The organism is Lacisediminimonas profundi, assembly GCF_008831265.1.
GTDB classification, from domain to species: Bacteria; Pseudomonadota; Gammaproteobacteria; order Burkholderiales; family Burkholderiaceae_D; genus Lacisediminimonas; species Lacisediminimonas profundi.
The window spans coordinates 662,057-679,322 of record NZ_VTTH01000002.1 but is presented as its reverse complement, the minus strand read 5'-3'; the positions used below and the strand labels follow the sequence as shown (position 1 = coordinate 679,322).

At 61.3% G+C, this 17,266-nt stretch carries 12 protein-coding genes; 7 read left to right on the top strand and 5 right to left on the bottom strand.

Annotated features, from left to right (window positions below):
- Positions 1 to 679 precede the first annotated feature (679 nt).
- The gene (locus tag FVE66_RS08795; RefSeq protein WP_151447007.1) at positions 680 to 1,471 is read right to left on the bottom strand and encodes a ferredoxin--NADP reductase; all 792 of its coding nucleotides are present in this window, start codon (positions 1,469 to 1,471) and stop codon (positions 680 to 682) included.
- Between the two features lie 134 nt (positions 1,472 to 1,605).
- On the opposite strand from FVE66_RS08795, the gene serA reads away from it, so the two are divergent.
- Complete coding sequence (gene serA, locus FVE66_RS08790) at positions 1,606 to 2,802, top strand: phosphoglycerate dehydrogenase (RefSeq protein ID WP_151447006.1); 1,197 nt, start codon at positions 1,606 to 1,608, stop codon at positions 2,800 to 2,802.
- Between the two features lie 28 nt (positions 2,803 to 2,830).
- On the opposite strand, the gene FVE66_RS08785 is transcribed toward serA, so the two are convergent.
- From FVE66_RS08785 to FVE66_RS20460, 4 genes are all read right to left on the bottom strand, one after another.
- On the bottom strand, positions 2,831 to 4,216 hold the full coding sequence (locus FVE66_RS08785; protein WP_151447005.1) for a SpoVR family protein: 1,386 nt from the start codon (positions 4,214 to 4,216) through the stop codon (positions 2,831 to 2,833).
- Positions 4,217 to 5,374, bottom strand: coding sequence for a DUF444 family protein (locus FVE66_RS08780; protein WP_151447004.1), 1,158 nt, complete (start codon positions 5,372 to 5,374; stop codon positions 4,217 to 4,219). It abuts the gene before it with no gap.
- A gap of 175 nt (positions 5,375 to 5,549) precedes the next feature.
- On the bottom strand, positions 5,550 to 7,499 hold the full coding sequence (locus FVE66_RS08775; protein ID WP_151447003.1) for a serine protein kinase: 1,950 nt from the start codon (positions 7,497 to 7,499) through the stop codon (positions 5,550 to 5,552).
- Between the two features lie 370 nt (positions 7,500 to 7,869).
- A complete protein-coding gene (locus FVE66_RS20460) occupies positions 7,870 to 8,022 on the bottom strand; it encodes a hypothetical protein (RefSeq protein WP_241673128.1) in 153 nt (50 codons plus the stop codon).
- On the opposite strand from FVE66_RS20460, the gene FVE66_RS08770 reads away from it, so the two are divergent.
- From FVE66_RS08770 to FVE66_RS08745, 6 genes are all read left to right on the top strand, one after another.
- Positions 7,987 to 9,831 (top strand): two-component system response regulator, encoded by a 1,845-nt coding sequence (locus tag FVE66_RS08770; RefSeq protein WP_241673098.1) that lies wholly within the window; start codon positions 7,987 to 7,989, stop codon positions 9,829 to 9,831. The genes FVE66_RS20460 and FVE66_RS08770 overlap by 36 nt on opposite strands.
- Before the next feature lie 49 nt (positions 9,832 to 9,880).
- Positions 9,881 to 12,316 (top strand): ATP-binding protein, encoded by a 2,436-nt coding sequence (locus FVE66_RS08765; RefSeq protein ID WP_151447001.1) that lies wholly within the window; start codon positions 9,881 to 9,883, stop codon positions 12,314 to 12,316.
- A 135-nt stretch (positions 12,317 to 12,451) separates the two neighbouring features.
- On the top strand, positions 12,452 to 13,309 hold the full coding sequence (locus tag FVE66_RS08760; protein ID WP_151447000.1) for a hypothetical protein: 858 nt from the start codon (positions 12,452 to 12,454) through the stop codon (positions 13,307 to 13,309).
- 171 nt (positions 13,310 to 13,480) lie between these two features.
- Complete coding sequence (locus FVE66_RS08755; RefSeq protein WP_151446999.1) at positions 13,481 to 14,968, top strand: hypothetical protein; 1,488 nt, start codon at positions 13,481 to 13,483, stop codon at positions 14,966 to 14,968.
- Between the two features lie 155 nt (positions 14,969 to 15,123).
- On the top strand, positions 15,124 to 15,843 hold the full coding sequence (gene imuA, locus FVE66_RS08750; RefSeq protein ID WP_151446998.1) for a translesion DNA synthesis-associated protein ImuA: 720 nt from the start codon (positions 15,124 to 15,126) through the stop codon (positions 15,841 to 15,843).
- Complete coding sequence (locus FVE66_RS08745) at positions 15,776 to 17,251, top strand: Y-family DNA polymerase (RefSeq protein WP_151446997.1); 1,476 nt, start codon at positions 15,776 to 15,778, stop codon at positions 17,249 to 17,251. The genes imuA and FVE66_RS08745 overlap by 68 nt, the downstream gene beginning before the upstream one ends.
- Positions 17,252 to 17,266 lie beyond the last annotated feature (15 nt).

Here is a 17,266-nt window from a genome sequence, read left to right as displayed (position 1 = left end):
CCCGGCGGGTGTGTTTCTTTCTTTTGAAAAAAGAAAGAAACCAAAGAAAAGAAGGTCAAAACCCACTTGGCCAACGCTCGCTTCGATAGCCAACCAGACTCGGACGCCTGGGCCGAACCAGTGCGGCGTTCGCGAGGAAGGTGCTGTCACACGTTCGCCTCTGACCGGGATCAGTCAACCCGCTTCAATGCCGCCGACCGCACACCACCGCTCGTTGACTCCTAATTATTTTCGAAGCCGCTATTTGGCTCTTGAGGGCGGGTTGTCAGGGGGCGCGGATGTCGCAGTCGATTTTCTGCCGCTCTCTGCCTTTCGTGAACAGATCCCCTCCGTCGCTTGTTTGCAGCTTCGAAAAAAATTAAGAGTCAACGGTGCGTTGGGCATCGGTATAAGATACTTCATGGGGTTGGCTGATTAGGTAAGCGGCACACAGCCGAGGGATCATCTCTCGCGAACGTCGCACTGGATTAGCCCAGACATCCGCGTCTGGTTGGCTATCGAAGCGGGCGTTGGCCAAGTGGGTTTTGACCTGGTTTTCTTTGGTTCCTTTCTTTTTCTAAAAGAAAGGGACACACCCGCCGGGGTGTCTCCCGGCTTCACAACCACAACCATCAAACCCAGCCACACCAACCGCAAGCCAGAGACCCACAAACAGACCCACAAAACCACGCCTTTTCACCTACCAGTAGTTCTCGGCAACGAAATGCCCCGGCGAGGCGCGCCGCAGCGGGCGCATGTCGCGCGAATGCAATAGCGCGCGCGTCTCCTCGATCATTGCGGGGTTCCCGCACAGCATGACCCTGGCGCCTTCAGGCGTGATGGCGTGGCCAGCGGCCTGCTCAAGCCGGCCGTTTTCCAGCAGCGTCGTGATGCGCCCATGCAGCACGCCGGCTGGCAGCGGCGTCCCGTCCCCGTCCCGCGTGACGCTCTGAAACAGCTGCAACTGGCTGCCGCCATGTGCCTGGCTAGCCTGGATTGCCTGCAGCTCGTTGGTATAGGACAGGTCAGCCACATGCCGCGCGCCGTGGACCAGCACCAGTTGCCGGAACTGCTTCCATACCGCGCCATCGCGCAGGATGGAGATGAAGGGACCAAGTCCGGTGCCGGTGGCCAGCATCCATAACGTGTCGCCATCGGTGAAGCGGTCCGCGGTCATGAAGCCGAAGGCTTGCTTGTCGAGGTATATCCTGTCCCCTGGCCTCAGTTGCTTCAGGCGGCTGGTGAACATGCCTCCGGGAACGATGACGCCGTAATATTCGAGAAAATCCTCGGCCGGCGCCGAGACCACGGAATAGGCGCGCCAGATCAGCTGTCCGTGTTCATCCTGCAGTCCGAGCCGGGAATAATGCCCCGGCTTGAACAGGTATTGGGCAGGGCGCGTAATCTTGAAGCTGAGCAGGGTATCCGTCCAGTAGCGGATGTCCCATATACTCTCTTCGGTCCATTTCGAATCATCGCTTGTCGCTGTCATGGCTGCTCACCCGGCACTTTCCGTGCAGTTTTCGAATCTATGATCTATACCACATCGATTCCACATCGAATTCACATTGATTCCGGATTGATTTCAACTCGATTCATGATCGACACACACTGATCGGACCCATCATGAGCAAGATAGTGCTGCTTGAAAAAATACACCAGAACGCGGTTGCCTACCTGCAGGAGCACGGTTTCAGCGATATCCTGGAGGTGGCGCGTGCGCTGCATGGCAAGGAGTTGCTGGATGCTCTGGAAGGCGCCGACGCAGTCGGCATCCGTTCCAACACCCATCTGACGGCGGAGGTGCTGCAGGCGCTGCCCAGGCTGAAGATCATCTGCTGTTTCTGCATCGGCACCAACCAGGTCGACCTGGTGGCAGCGGCGCAGCATGGCATTCCGGTTTTCAACGCGCCTTTTTCCAACACCCGATCGGTGGCGGAACTGGTGATTGCCGAAGCAATCCTGCTGCTGCGCCGCGTACCCGAGAAGAACGCGAAAGCACACCGCGGTGTCTGGGACAAGAACGCGCAGGGTGCCTTCGAGGTGCGCAACAAGACCTTGGGCATCATCGGCTATGGCAACATCGGCGGGCAGGTCGGCACCATGGCCGAGAGTGTCGGCATGCAGGTGCGGTATTACGACCCCGAGAGCAAGCTGCCGCTCGGCAACGCCCGGCCGCTGCCGCTGCAGCAGGTGCTGGAGCAGGCTGACATCGTCACGCTTCACGTGCCGGGTGGTACTGCCACGCACAACCTGATCAACGCTGAACGGCTGGCGATGATGAAGCCGAGCGCGGTGCTGATCAACGCGTCGCGCGGTGGGGTGGTGGATATCGAGGCGCTCGACCGCGCCTTGAGCGAGCGCAGGTTGGCGGGGGCGGCGCTGGATGTGTTTCCCAAAGAGCCGCGCAGCGAGAAAGAGGAGTTCGTGTCGCCGCTGCGCGGACAGGACAATGTGATCCTGACCCCGCACATCGGCGGCAGCACCGAGGAAGCGCAGGCGAACATCGGCCACGAAGTGGCGGAAAAACTGGTGCGCTTTTTGACCGCCGGCACCACGCGTTCGGCGGTCAACTTTCCGGAGATCGCGCACCAGGCCAAGGAAGTGAAGAGCCGCATCCTCAATATCCACAAGAATGAGCCCGGCGTGATTGCGCGCATGAATGCCGAATATGCAGCGTTGGGCCTGAATATCGTCGCCCAGCACCTGCAGACCAAGGGCACGATCGGCTATGCCATTACCGATGTCGACGAAGTCGTGCCGCCGGAATTGATGGCAAAACTGTGCAGTGCGCCGGCGGTGATTCGTTGCCAGTTGATCTGAGGCACCCAGTCAAGCGCGGGTCCGAGCGCTAGCGCTTGCTGGTGACCACCCGCGGATTGCCGCTGTAGCCGACGGTGTTCAGCGTCACCGGCCGTCGCCATACCCGCGAGATGTACTCCAGCACGCGCTCGGCGCGCCCGACGTCCAGGCCGCGGCCATCGCTCTGGTGGTCGTGGGTCAACTCCAGGCTGCCGTCCTGGTGCATGCGGGTGACGGCAATGCGCGGGGCGCCGTAGTTGAACTTCGGCGCCAGGATTGCTTCGCGCACGGCATGAATGTCGCGGTTGGCAATCTTGATGCCGCCGTCGTCATGCGTTTCGTAGACGAACAGTTCCAGCTTCTCGGCCAGTTCCGGCGTCAGGTAGTTGCGGATGAAGCCGAAGTCGTCTTCCTCGCGCATGATCTGGCGTGCGGCCTCGATGCCCCTCTTTTCGATCAGGTCTTCCCACATCGAAAAGCCGAGGTGATAGGGATTCACCGCCAACGCCAGTTCGTTGTCACCGGCGTAAGGACGCACCACATCCGAATGCGCCTTGATTGCCGACAGGTACAGGTCATGCGGCAGGAAATCCGCTTCGCGCAATAGCCGCGCATGCCAGTACGAGGCCCATCCTTCATTCATGATCTGGCAAGCGAACACCGGATAAAAGTAAAAGGATTCCTCGCGCACGGCGAGGAAGATGTCGCGCTCCCATCCTTCCAGGTCCGGCGCGTAATTCGCGATGAACCACAGCAAGTCGTACTCCGGATGCGGCGGCACCGAGGCCTTGCGTGGCGCCTGCTCCTCTGCGCTCGGGAGCGCCTCGCCGGGGAGCGAATGGAAGCGGCGGCTGAAGTCGTCTTCGTTCCTCGGGGCCGGCTGTATCTTGCCGGTCGGGTAGCGGCTGCGGTGCAATTCACGGTTGACGTCGATGTGCGGCTCCAGCGCCAGTGCGGCATCCAGCACGGCTTCGACCTTTTCCTGCCCGTGCTCCTGCAGCGCGGCATCGATCTGATGAGCGCGGGCGGCGGATTGTTCTAGGATATGGCCGCCAGCCATCTCCATGAAGCGCGCGAACAGGTGGTTATTCCTGGAAAAGTCGGCGTGGCCGAGCACGTGCGCGACCACCAGCGTGTTCTCGGGCAAGCTGTTGTTGTTCACCAGGTAGGCGTGGCAGGGGTCGCCCGGAAACATGACCTCGAAGATGCGCGAATTGCCCATGCTCTGGCGAATCAGCTGATGGATATAGCGGATGCCGAACGACCAGTGCGGCATCCTCACCGGCAAGCCGTACACCGCGATCTCCATCATGAAGTTGTTCGGCACCAGTTCGAAGTCGACCGGGTAGTACTCCAGTCCCAGCCTGGTCGCCAGTTCCTCCATCCGCTGCGAATAGTCCTGCAGCCGTTCGTCCTTCACTGTTGCTGCGTGCATTTACGCCACCTCGCTTTGCTCGGCCTGCTGGACAAAGAATTTGCGGATTGCCTTCCAGACGTCGTCCGGCCGCGACAGCACGCAGGTGCCGACCGGCGCGCCGCTGCGCTCCAGTTCGCCGGCCATCATCTTCATTTCTGTTTCGGTGGCACGCGGCGAGCCGGGCACGGTTTCCACATAGCCCATGTAGTTCACCAGAGACGACAGCCGTGCCAGTCCTTCGCTTGCGGCGGCGCGGTCCTCGGTGAAGTTTTCTCCGTCCGATGCGTAGAACAGATAGCTGTTGTACTGCGAAGGGTCATACTCGTTTTCTATCATCTGCAGGGCCAGGTTGAACGCGGTCGAAGCGCCAGTGCCGCCGGTGCCGGTCACCTGGAAAAACTCGCGTTCATTGAACTCCCATGCCTGGGTGGTGTGGGCGATGAAACGGGTCTCGACCTTGGCGTAGCGGCGGCGGATGCCCTGCAGCACGAAGAAGAAGAAGGTCTTGGCCAGTTTTCGTTCGGCCTCCGTCATGCTGGCGGAGACATCGAGCGCGAACAGCACGACCGCATTGGTCGCCGGCTTCTTGCGTTTTACCAATTGCCGGAAACGCAGATCCTCGTTGGTAAATGGCACAGGGTTGGCCTGGATGGCCCGCCGTTTCACTGCCTCCTTGACCGTGCGGCGGCGATCGAGGCGGGCGCGCGCCCCGTGCTTGTCCCAGCCCTCGCGCACGTACTCGTCATCCTCGACCACGGTATTGCGCTTGGGCTGCAGGTCCGGCAGCTTGAGTTCTTCCCAAATCCAGTCGACGATGTCGTCGACCTTCAGTTCCAGCATCAGCTTGACTTCGCCTTCGGCATTGTCGCCTTGGCCATCGTCGTCGCCGGGGCTGCGTTGGGTCGGGCGCAGCACGTCGCCGGGCTTGCCCTGGCCCTGGCCGGCGTCCATTTGCTGATGTGATTGGGAATCGGCAAGCCGAAAGCGCGCATGCTCGAGCATGCGCACCGGCACGCCGACTGTCTGGTCCTGCGAGCCCGTGATCAGGTCCGATCCGGCGACCAGGTCGGGCAGGTTCTGATGGACGCTCTCGCGGACCTTTTCGTTATGACGCAGCCAGTCGCGCGCACCCCTGGAAAAAAGGTCGTACCACGGCGTTTCTGTCGACATCGTCATGTGGATTGCCATCTGCTTACCTCTCGTCTCTGGACTGCACTGGCCCGGCAACAGGGTCATCAAAAGGCAGAAAGCGGCGCACAAAGCGCGGCAAGCAAATCACAGGCGATGACCTCCCTGCAACCAGCAGTATTTAGACCCGATCCCGGGCACATCGTTTTGCATGACAGCCTCTTTACTCCTGCGCCAGCAATGTGGTGACGTAGTTGAGCGCTTCCCGCGCGCTGTGGGCGTCATAGCCGTATTCATCGACCAGGCGCTTTTCGACGACCGATATTTTTTGCCGCACCTCTTCGTCCGGCCTGCTGCTGGAACTGACCAGCCGCAACACCTCGCGCCGCTGCTCGAACAGGTATTGCTGGACGCCGTCATGCAACTGGGCATGACTGTCCAGCGTGAACTTCTCGCCGCGCTTGAAGGCGCCCATTGCCTTGCGCACCACTTCTTGCCGGAACGACTGCTTGCCGGAATCGGAAATGTGGATTTTCTCTTCCACTGAACGCAGGAAGCGTTCGTCCGGCTTGCGTTCTTCATTGGTGATCGGGTCCTTCACATGGCGGTTGTCGAGCGTAGCCTCGACCTCGTCCAGGTACTTGTCGAGCAAGTCCTGCGCCTCCTGCTCGAACGAAACGAACAGGGCCTTGTGGACGTCCTCCTTGACCCAGCGGTTGTAGAAATACTTGCGCGCCAGCACGAGATAGTCGACCCATTTGCGCTTCTTCTTGGGGTCGATGCGGGCATCACTGTCGATTGCATCCTTCAAGGCCAGCAGCACATCCATCGTGGTCAGGCTGCGCTTGTCGGACTGAATGATCGCGTTCGACAGTGCGTTGATGACGAAGCGGGGGGATACGCCGCCCAAGCCTTCATCCGGCAATTTCTGCCGTTCGCGTTCGGCTTCTGCCCGGTTGACGCCCTCGACCTCTTCTTCCGCCTGCAGCCGCACCCGCTTGCTTAGTTCCTGCTCCTTCTCTTCGCCCTCGTGCAGGCGGGTCATGATTGCGAATACTGCGGCTGCGTGCAGCACATGCGGATCGAGATGCACTTCGCGGAAGGCGGGAGCGGCGGAGGAAATCAGCTTCTTGTAAATCCGCGCTTCATCCTTGTAATTGAGCGTGTAGGGCACCTGGATGATTACCATCCGGTCCAGCAGCGCCTCGTTTTCGCTTTCCTGCAGGAACTTGCGGAACTCGGCAAGGTTGGTGTGGGCCAGGATGGTTTCGTCCAGGTAGATCAGCGGGAAGCGCGATACCTTGACGTTCTTCTCCTGCGTCAGCGTCAACAGCAGATACAGGAATTCGCGCTTGACCTTCAGGATCTCGATCATTTCCAGCATGCCGCGGCTGGCGGCATAGACGGCGCCCGACCATGACCAGGCGCGCGGATCGCCTTCGTCGCCGAATTCGGCAACCTTGGACAGGTCGACCGAGCCGACCAGGTCCGCCAGGTCAGCCGTGGTAGGGTCATGTGGCGCATAGGTGCCGATGCCCAGCCGTCCGGCTTCCGAGATGAAGATGCGTTCCACTGGCATGCGCAGGAAGTCGCCCTTGTAATCATCCTCCAGCCGTGCCCGGCAGTGCGGGCAGACCTCGCCGGATATGTCGACGCCGTAGGTTTCGCGTACGCTTGCGCGCAGGGAATGCGGCACCAGATGCAGCGGCGACTCGTGCACCGGGCAGCCCTGTATGCCGTACAGCGCACCGGCATCGGTGTGGCTGTACTCTTCCAGCCCACGCTTGAGCAGGATCACCAGGCTGGATTTGCCGCCAGACGGCGGGCCGAGCAGCAGCAACAGCCGGCGGCCCACTTCCGAGCCGGCGGCTGCTGCCTTGAAATAGTCCACCACGCGCTCGATCGATTCATCCACGCCGAACAGATCTTCGGCGAACAGTTGCCTGGTGAAATTGCCGTTCGCATCTTCGCCGCGCGTCCAGCGGATCATGTCCCACATGTATTGATGCGATGTGCGCGCCACCGCTTTCGGATCGGCCGGCAGCACCGTTTCGAGGAACTGGGACAGCGAGCCTGACCAGTTTGCTGCGCGGTGGTCCCGGGTGAATGCCACCAGCCGCTCCATCAACGCCTGCTGCTGGCCGGGTTGGGCTGCCTTGTCTGTCGTCGTCATACCATCTCCCGTTGGTTTGATCGGTTGGGACTCTTCATCCTGCGCCTGAGTCCTAAGCTAATGCCCTTACATTCGGCAAATCATGAGGTGCATCAATTGCCCTGAGGCCACCGGGGCCGTCGCCGCAAGCGGCGAACCGAAAGGGCGCGGATCGCAATGCGGCCCCAGGCAAGGGCGTCGCAGGATGCCGGCGCGAATGCCCCCCTGAGCGCTGGGACTGGCGCCATGACTTATGGTTCAGCGCGAGCATGGGAATGGAAGGGCATGAGGACGGCGTGAAGCGGCCGGACGGCCTGGCTGGGGGCGGCATTGCCCGGCATTTTCAATTGTTCTTCTTTTTGGGGAACATTGACCCGGCTGCCCCCTCTAATTACGGCGAATCAAATCCTTCCGCCTGTAAATAATGCAGCATGGAAACACCTGGCGCGATAACGCTGTTGATCGCCGCTTCCACCGTTTCCACCGCTCCCGAGAGAAAAAGCCACCAGTGCAGAAACCACGCGTCCTTCTCGTAAACGATCACCCCGCAAGCCTGCTCGCGTTACATAGCCTGCTTGAAAGATCGGCAGCGACCCACGAATACGAAATAGTGACAGCCCCCGGAGGCGAACAGGCACTGCGTGCCGTGCTCAATACCTGCCAGCAACAATTCGCCGTTATCTTGCTGGACGTCAACATGCCGGGCATGGACGGCTTTGAAGTCGCGGAGATCATCCACTCGCATCCGCGCACCGCCTTGGTGCCCATCATCTTCGTCACCGCGCATTACGCCGACGAATTGCACAGGCTCAAGGGATACCAGAAAGGTGCGGTCGATTATCTCTTCACCCCGGTCATCCCGCAGATACTGCAGAACAAGATCCTGGTATTCGTCGAATTGGCGAAGAAAAATCTTCAGTTGCAGCAGCAAACCCGCCAGCTGGAAGAACTCAACCGCGATCTCCAGGTGCAACAGATGAACGACCTCAAGCGCGTCAACGCCGCGCTGGAGGCCGAAGTCATCGAGCGCCGCCAGGCAGAAGAGCGGGCACACGGCCTGGCAACCCGGGATGGCCTGACCGGCTTGCTGAACCGCTGCTCGCTGACTGAAGCGCTGGAGCATGCGATCGGGCGAGCAGGGCGCCAGGGAAAGAGCCTGGCGGTACTGTTCCTGGACATGGACCGATTCAAGGCCATCAATGACATGCTCGGCCACGATGTCGGCGACGGGCTTCTGGTCGAAGTCGCTCACCGCGTCACCGGCGCGGTACGTGAAACGGATATCGTGGCGCGGCTTGGTGGGGATGAATTCGTGGTCCTGATGGAATCCTTGCCCACGTATTCGGACGCGGCGGCGGTCGCCCACAAGATCGTGCAGGCCACCAACACCACCTTCGATATCAGCGGGCATTGCCTGAAAAGCTCGATGAGCATCGGGATCAGCTTGTTCCCGCAGGATGGCAAAACCGCCCATGCACTGATGAAACATGCTGACCTGGCGATGTACCACGCCAAGCAGCGCCGGCGCGGCAGCGTGGAATTTTTCCACCAGGAGTTGAACCAGCGCCTGCATGACCGGCTGACGCTGGAGCATGAACTGCAGGGCGCGCTGGAGAACGAGGAATTCGAGTTGCACTACCAGCCCAAGGTCGATATCGGAACCGGGCGAGTGGCGGGCGTCGAAGCGCTGCTGCGCTGGCGGCATCCGCGCCTGGGATTGATTACGGGTGCGCAGTTCCTCGGCGCCGCGGCCGATAGTGGTCATCTGGTGGCAATCGGAGAGTGGGTGATGTCGGCGGCCTGCGCCCAGGCACGACTATGGCTGGATGCGAACCACGGCAAGATCCGGCTGCCAATTGCGGTAAACGTCGCCATTCCGCAGATCCATGCAGAATTGCCCGGCAACATTCGCGAGAACCTGCGCCGGCACGGTATCCCGGCCGCATGCCTGCAGCTTGAAATTACCGAATCCCTGCTGATCCGCGATCTCGAGAAGGCAACCGCGGTGCTGCAGGAAATCAGCGAGGCGGGCATTACCATCGCGATCGACGATTTCGGCACCGGCTATTCGTCCTTGTCGGTACTCAAGGCGCTGCCGATCGATATCCTGAAGATCGACCAGTCATTCGTGCGCGACCTTGGCAAGACGGGCAGCGATACCGCGATCGTCGCGGCCATCGTCAATATGGCGCGCGCGCTGGCCTTGCGCATCGTCGCCGAAGGCGTCGAGACCCAGGAGCAGCTGAATATCCTGAGGACCCTGGGCTGCGACGAGTACCAGGGCTTCCTGCACAGCAGGGCAATGCCGCCGCAGAGCATTGCCACCCGTGTCCCGCAGATTGCAGGCGTCTGAAAACTTGTTCCACCCGGAACGCAATCCACAAGAAAGACAGGATTCAAGAATGAAAATCAGCGCGCAGGAAGGCGACGAAGAACAACTGTTGCTGCATACGCTGGAAGCGCTTTGCAAGGGGGATTTCTCGGTACGGATGCCGGACAAACTGCCCGGCAGCAGCGGCAAGATCGCGTCGTTGCTCAATACTGTTATTGAAAAGCAGGCGCGGATTGCCGGCGAGCTGGAAAGCGTCGCGCGCATCGTTGGTCACGAAGGCCAGTTGGGACATCGCGCCAGCCTGCCGGATGTGAGCGGCGGCTGGGCCGGCACCATCCACTGCGTCAATGCCTTGATCGACGACCTGGTAGGGCCTGCCCGCGAAATGTCGCGCGTGATTGACGCAGTCGCGCGTGGCGACCTGTCGCAGTCGATCCGGATCGAGGCCAGGGGCGAAGTCTCGGTGATCAAGGACAGCGTCAACGAGATGATCCGCAACATCAGGGAGACCACCCGCACCAATGCCGAGCAGGATTGGCTCAAGGGCAACCTGGCCCGCATCACGCACCTGTTGCAAGGACAGCGCGATCTCAAGGCGGTAACCTCGATGATCCTGTCGGAACTGGCGCCGCTGGTTTGCGCCCACCACGGCGTGTTCTACCTGTCGGATCCGGATGGGCTGGAGAACGGCTTGCACATGGTGGCGAGCTACGGCTACCGCGGACGCAAGAACCTGCCGACCACCTTCCTGCCCGGGGAAGGGCTGGTCGGCCAGTGCGCGATCGAGAAGCAGCGCATCTGGCTGACCAACGTGCCGCGCGATTACATCATGATCTCGTCGGGACTGGGTTCGGCGCCGCCGGCCAATATTGTCCTGCTGCCCGTCCTGTTCGGGGAGCAGGTCAAGGGCGTGCTGGAGATCGCGTCGATGGAGCGCTTCACACCGACCCACATGTCTTTCTTCGAGCAACTGATGGAATCGATCGGTGCGGTGCTCAACACGATCGAAGCCAACAGCCGCACTGAGAGCCTGCTGGCACAGTCGCAGTCGCTGGCGCAGGAGTTGCAGCAGACGAATCTTGAGTTGGCCGAGAAGGCACACCAGCTGTCGCTCCAGAACATTGAAGTCGAGCGCAAGAACCGCGAGGTGGTGCAGGCCAAGCGGGCGCTGGAAGAAAAGGCGACCCAGCTCGCGGTGTCCTCCAAATACAAGTCGGAATTCCTCGCCAACATGTCGCACGAGTTACGCACGCCGCTTAACAGCCTGCTGATCCTGTCCCGGCAGTTGAGCGAAAACCTGGATGGCAACCTGACGCCACAGCAGATTGAATTCGCCCGCACCATACATGGCTCGGGCAGCGACCTTCTTACGCTGATCAACGACATCCTTGATCTGTCGAAAATCGAATCCGGCACTGTATCGCTGGAGGTGGGCGAATACCGGTTCACGCATTTGCGCAGCTACGTCGAACGAACATTCCGGCACATGGCGCAAGTACGCCGGCTGGAATTCGAGGTCGAACTCGACCGCAACCTGCCGCCATCGCTGATGATCGACATGACGCGTCTGCAGCAGATCCTGAAAAACCTGCTGTCCAATGCCTTCAAGTTCACGGAGGCAGGCCATGTTTCGCTGCATGTCGGCATGGCCAGCCAGGGATGGACTCCCGACCATGCCGGCCTGGCCAACGCCGATGGCGTGATTGCATTTTCAGTGGCCGATACCGGCATCGGCATCCCGACGGACAAGCTGCAGTTGATTTTCGAGGCATTCCAGCAGGCCGACGGCGGCACTGCCCGGCGCTACGGCGGGACAGGCCTCGGCCTTTCCATCAGCCGCGAGCTGGCCCGCTTGCTGAACGGCGAGATCCAGGTCCGCAGCGAGGTCGGCGAGGGTAGCGTATTCACCTTCTACCTGCCGTATAACGAAGCGGATTTCGACAAGCCACGCCCCCCCGGCGATGCGGGGCAGCCGGTCGAGGAACGGGTCAACCTGAGCAGTCAGCCCAAGGGATGGGGGCCTGACTCCGGCATCGCCGGCAGGCCGGCAGTTGCATCGCCATTGGTCGCGATGTCCGGCGCCGGAGAAGTCGAAGCAGACTATGTCCTGGCCGGCCGCAAGGTGCTGATTGTGGATGACGACCTGCGCAATATTTTCGCGCTCAGCTCAGTACTGGAGCGACGGAACATGCAAGTCGTGTTCGCCGAAAATGGCAAGGACGGCATCGCAACGCTGCACGCCGACCCTGGCATCGAACTGGTGCTGATGGATGTGATGATGCCGGGCATGGACGGCCACGACACCACCCGCGCCATCCGCGAGAACGAGCGCTTCTGCAATCTTCCTATCATCACCGTGACTGCCAAGGCGATGAAGGGCGACCGCGAGAAGGGCATCGCGGCCGGGTCCTCGGACTACATCACCAAGCCGGTTGATGTCGAGCAGTTGCTGGAGATGATCAAGCGCTGGCTGCCGGAGAAAGTCGGACAATCCCGGTTCGGATGACGCAGACGTTCCTGCGCTTTCCGTTCCTGAGTTTACAGGCCGGCATGGAACAAAAATTCCATATTCGTCACTAATCGCCCGTTAGTTCTATTAACGAACTTGGCGGTGATGAGGCTGCCGTAAGCGAGGGGCGAGATGGGAAACCGCAAGATCATAGGCGGACATCGGGACACCCCGATGCCGCACCAGGCCTCCAACGGGGAAAGCCGGAAGTCCACGGCGGCGCACACGAACGGGGCCACAAGTAATCGATCCGTTAGCGCGGCCGGCCTGAATCTGCCCTCCGATGGCAGTGGCGCCCGGGCGCTGCTTGCCGCTGCCGGCGTCATTCCGCACAACGTGCGTTCATCAAACGTCCCGGCTCGTGCTTCGGCCGGGCTGGATCAGCATCTGGCCTCAGCCCGTCAGAAAATCCGCCCTGATGAAGCCGAGTCGCCGCCAGAAAGCGCCTTTCAGCCGATTTCCGGCGGCGAGGCAGAGCTGCCTTCCATTGATGAAATTCATCAGAATGTATCCAGTTTGCTGAAATCCTGGCAGCACACGAAGGCCGGAAAAAGCAATCTGGAGAGCATCGACGCTTTCCTCGCGCTGGGTCGCAAGGCCGGCAAGTCGCCGCAGGATGCAAGGAAATCGCTTGAGGATTACCTGAATGTGGGCGCCATGCTGGCGTTCACCGAAGCCACCATCGACCTGGAAGGGAGCCCTCAGCTCCAGCGTCCGGGCCGAGGCCGGGAACTGCTGAGCGCAATGCAGGAATTCATTGGCTCTTGCCGGCACGGCAAAGCGCCACCCGAAAACGCGGATGCCGGGAATGTGTTCGCATTTTGCGACGCGTTCCAGAAGCTGGATGAAGCAAGCGAGGCCGAGCCATACCGGGAGGGGCGATGGAGCCTGGCGTCGCCTACCCTGGAACAGACTTATCCGTGGAGCGAGGCGATCGGTGATGTCGCCCGGAGCGTGCAGGGCATGCAGTGGGACGATTGGGATAGCTGAGCAGCATGCGCAGCCAATGGCACTGGCGGGCGCATCGCCGCATGTCAATGAGGCCGGAGGCCATGTTGGAACAATTTCCGGAATAAGGCCACATACGAGCCGTTCACCGCTTGAATGTTCTAAGGGTGGACCGAAGAGGGACTCTTCGCCATTCTTGAGGGGGTATCGGTAATGAATTCAGTCGCAAAAAAATCCAGGACCACGGTGCGCGCCGCTGTGCCCGAGCAAATAAAAAGTAAAAACGCAGCGGGCAGCAGGGCGGGGGGCAAACCAAAGAACGTCCCGGATGCGCTGGTGCGCGATGTCCGTCACGCCACGCCGCCCAAGGCCACCAAGACCGGCAAGGCTTCGGCACCCGCGATCGAAGTGGAAGCCGAGGCTAGGCCGATTTCCAGAAATGATGCAGAAGAGGGCATGCCCGGGCAGGTTCGCCTGGTGGATCGCAAGGGGATTGTCAGCGTGCCGGCCAGCAAACCGCTGCGAATGGCCGACTTGCTGGCGCCGGCCCCGCACAAGCAGGCTGCTGCACCGATCGAGGTTGACCAGGAAGCAGTGCCTGTAACGCAGTCCTGGACTGGTGCCGATGCGCTCAAAAGTCCTGCTGCCGTGGCGCCAAATTTCGGGAAGGTCTGGCCGATTTATGCGCGTTCGGTCGTGAACGACTATTTGAAGGAGCAAGGACCAGGCGGGAAAAATGCCATCGAGGTGAAGCAGGTCTTCACCGACAAGGACGGCAAGCTTACGGCGCTGGAAATATACAGGAAAGGATCGGATTCAAAGACGAAAATCCTGGATCTGAATGAGACTTCCTGGAAAGGCAGCCGTTTGCAGAAGCATCTGAAAAGCGAAGGCGTGGATTTTTCCACCTTCTTCCGGAAAATGCAGACTCAGGTTGACAGGCGATTCGGGAAAACCCGGGCGGATGCTCTCTCATTGCCCTCGTTTTCGCCCGACAAGGAAGGCCAGCTGGCGCTGACTACGCTGGGCAAGGTGATACCGGCCCTGGATCGGCTGGACAAGAATCTGATTGATGCTTCCTTCATGCGCAGCAAGGTGCAGTCCACGCCCAATGTAGTGCTTCATGATGCTGCTTCTCGCGACTTGTATGAAAATTCGGACCTCGGCAAGCTGGACACGCTGAATGGGGACGAGTTGAAGAAATTCATCGAAGACATGGTTTCCCTGTCGGTCGAAAGCATGTACAAGAACCGGCGCGGCAAATTCAGTTTTGACGAGGCAAAGGGATTCATCACGAGTTTCAAGGATACTGATCATCAGCTGGGCGACATACCAGACGGCATACGCGACCGAAAATTCAGGGATGTGGCGCCGGATACCGCACTGATACAGAAAGTTTTTTCCGATGCGGAAGCCAGGGCCTTCGCCGTGGCAATGAACAATCTTGGCAAGAAGATAGGGTCCCTTTCGCCCCATCCGGAACACAAGAAGATGCACCTGAATTTCCATGCACTCCCCTTCGTCTTCGTCGGCCACACGGCTGCAACATTCGCGTTGGAAGTCATGGGAAATTGGCAGCCGGAAAACGCGATCAGCGAAAACCAGGCCACCTATCCTCAGGTCGTGTATGCGAATTGCGCCCTGAACGTGGTCGAGCGGGTTTTCGAGGATCCGGCACAATACTTTCCTGCCGAGCAATAGACTCCGGGCCCGGCCTGGGCCCTTGGCGGGATGACTCGACGATGAACTGACTTTCCTCAAAAATCCTGCTGACCGGACACCGCACTATACTGTATGCTTGTACAGTACTTTGCGGTGTTTTTTACTTTCCATCCTGCTGTTGTTAACGGAAAGCCATGTCAGCTATCTCCCTCTCTCTCCCTTCCGGATTCGCCCATGCGGTCTGGCGTGCCAACCAGGTCGGCATGTACCAGTCGGCGGCGACTTCGTCCGGTTTCCCGGTGCTGGACGCCGTGCTGCCGCAAGGCGGCTGGCCGGGTGCTGCGCTGATCGAATTGCTGTTGCAGCAGCCCGGTATCGGTGAACTGCGCCTGTTGCAGCCGGCGCTGGAGGCGATTGCCCGCAAGCGCAGCGTGGTGATGGTGCAGCCGCCTTGCCTGCCGCAGGCGGCGGCATGGCAGGGCTGGGGGCTGGCGCCGCAGCAGTTGCTGTGGATACGCACGCGGCAGACGGCAGATGCGCTGTGGAGCGCCGAGCAGGTACTGAAGAACGGCAGTTGCGGCGTCTTGCTGTTGTGGCAGCAACAAGTGCGGCCGGAAGCGCTGCGGCGGCTGCACCTGGCGGCACAGGCGGCCGACACGCTGTTCTGGATGATGCGGCCGCTGGCGGCGGCCCAGGATTCCTCCCCCTCGCCGTTGCGGCTGGCCTTGCGGCCGGCGCCGGGCGGACTGGCGCTGCAAGTCATCAAGCGCCGCGGTCCGCAACTGGACGAGACCTTGTTCATTGCGCTGCCGCAGGCAGCGGCTTACCCGAATCAGAATTGGAATCATGCGACTGTGGATAGGCGTGCACCTGCCCCTGTTGCCGCTGGAAGTGTTCCAGCCGCAATGGTGTGAAAGCGGGCCGCGCGCAGTGCTGGAACAGGAGCGGGTGATGGCGCTCAACCGCGAGGCGGCGGCGCTGGGCGTGCGCGCCGGTTTGCGGCGCGGCGGCGTGCTGGCGCTGGCGCCGGAAGTGGTGCTGCACGAGCGCGATGCCGCTCGCGAGCAGCAGGCCTTGCATGCCATTGTCACGAGCCTGTTGCAGTACACGCCGGAAGTGGCGTTCGATGGCGACGCCCAGCTGGTGCTGGATGTCACCGCCAGCCTGCGCGCTTTCGGCGGCCGGCTGGCCTTGTGCCGGCGCGTGGGTTCGACCTTGCGCGCGCTCGGTTACAGCGCCCGGCTCGGGATGGCGCCGACCGCGCTCGGCGCGCGCCTGCTGGCCTGTGCGCCGCGCCAGCCCTTGCGGCGGCGGCGCGTGCTACGGCTGGAGCGGCTGGCTGCCGTGCTGGATGTGCTGCCTTTTGGCCTGCTGGCAGCGGCGCGAGCGCATGCGGATTGGCTGGAGGGTATCGGCTGCAGCACCCTGGGCGAATTGCGGCGCCTGCCGCGCGCCGGCCTGCAGCGGCGCAGCAGCAAACTGCTGCTGGAGGAACTGGACCGGGCTTATGGACAGGCACCGGAGCTGCATGAATGGGTGGTGGCGCCACCGGTGTTTGCCGCCCATGCCGAACTGCCGTACCGGACGGAACACGCAGACGCCATCCTGTTTTCCGCAAACGGCCTGCTGTTGCAGATGGTCGGCTGGCTGGTGGCGCAGCAGCTGGCGGTGACCTGCGTGCAACTGACTATGGAGCATGAGCGCGGCCGCACGGCGGTGCCGCCGACGCTGCTGGAAATCGCGTTGGCGGAGCCGGCCTGGCAGGAAGCTCACCTGCTGCGCTTGCTGAAGGAAAGGCTGGGGCGGCTGGAACTGGTGGCGCCGGTGATCGGCTTGCGGCTGCAAGCCCTGCAACTGCAGCCACTGGCGCCGCCAACGGCATCGCTGTTCCCGGAGCCGGGCGGTACGCCGGCCGATTACCACCGCCTGCTGGAATTGCTGGTGGCGCGGCTGGGCGAGGATGCCGTGCTGGCGCCGGCGCCGGTCGCGGACCACAGGCCAGAGGTTTGCAATCGCTGGTTGCCGGCGACGCGGGCATCGGACAAGCGGGGCCGGCCGGCCGATGCCTTGCCCAGGACCGAGCGGCCGTTCTGGTTGCTGGACAAACCGCTGCCGCTGCTGGTGCGTGAGCATCGTCCTTTCTATGGTTCGCCGTTGCGGCTGGCCAGCGCGCCGGAACGCATCGAAAGCGGCTGGTGGGACGGAAATTTTGCTGCGCGCGACTACTTCATTGCCATCGGCGCGGAGTCGGCCTGCTACTGGGTGTACCGCGAGCGTGCCGGCGATGAAGTGCGCTGGTTCCTGCACGGGCTGTTTGCGTGAGCGGGAGGGGAAATT

Excerpts from the sequence above, each read along its gene's own strand:
- FVE66_RS08765 (WP_151447001.1), top strand. The coding sequence starts at position 9,881 with ATGAAAATCAGCGCGCAGGAAGGCGACGAAGAACAACTGTTGCTGCAT.
- FVE66_RS08755 (WP_151446999.1), top strand. The coding sequence starts at position 13,481 with ATGAATTCAGTCGCAAAAAAATCCAGGACCACGGTGCGCGCCGCTGTG.
- FVE66_RS08760 (WP_151447000.1), top strand. The coding sequence starts at position 12,452 with ATGGGAAACCGCAAGATCATAGGCGGACATCGGGACACCCCGATGCCG.
- FVE66_RS08775 (WP_151447003.1), bottom strand. The coding sequence starts at position 7,499 with ATGACGACGACAGACAAGGCAGCCCAACCCGGCCAGCAGCAGGCGTTG.
- FVE66_RS08785 (WP_151447005.1), bottom strand. The coding sequence starts at position 4,216 with ATGCACGCAGCAACAGTGAAGGACGAACGGCTGCAGGACTATTCGCAG.
- imuA (WP_151446998.1), top strand. The coding sequence starts at position 15,124 with ATGTCAGCTATCTCCCTCTCTCTCCCTTCCGGATTCGCCCATGCGGTC.
- FVE66_RS08795 (WP_151447007.1), bottom strand. The coding sequence starts at position 1,471 with ATGACAGCGACAAGCGATGATTCGAAATGGACCGAAGAGAGTATATGG.
- FVE66_RS08780 (WP_151447004.1), bottom strand. The coding sequence starts at position 5,374 with ATGACGATGTCGACAGAAACGCCGTGGTACGACCTTTTTTCCAGGGGT.
- FVE66_RS08745 (WP_151446997.1), top strand. The coding sequence starts at position 15,776 with ATGCGACTGTGGATAGGCGTGCACCTGCCCCTGTTGCCGCTGGAAGTG.
- serA (WP_151447006.1), top strand. The coding sequence starts at position 1,606 with ATGAGCAAGATAGTGCTGCTTGAAAAAATACACCAGAACGCGGTTGCC.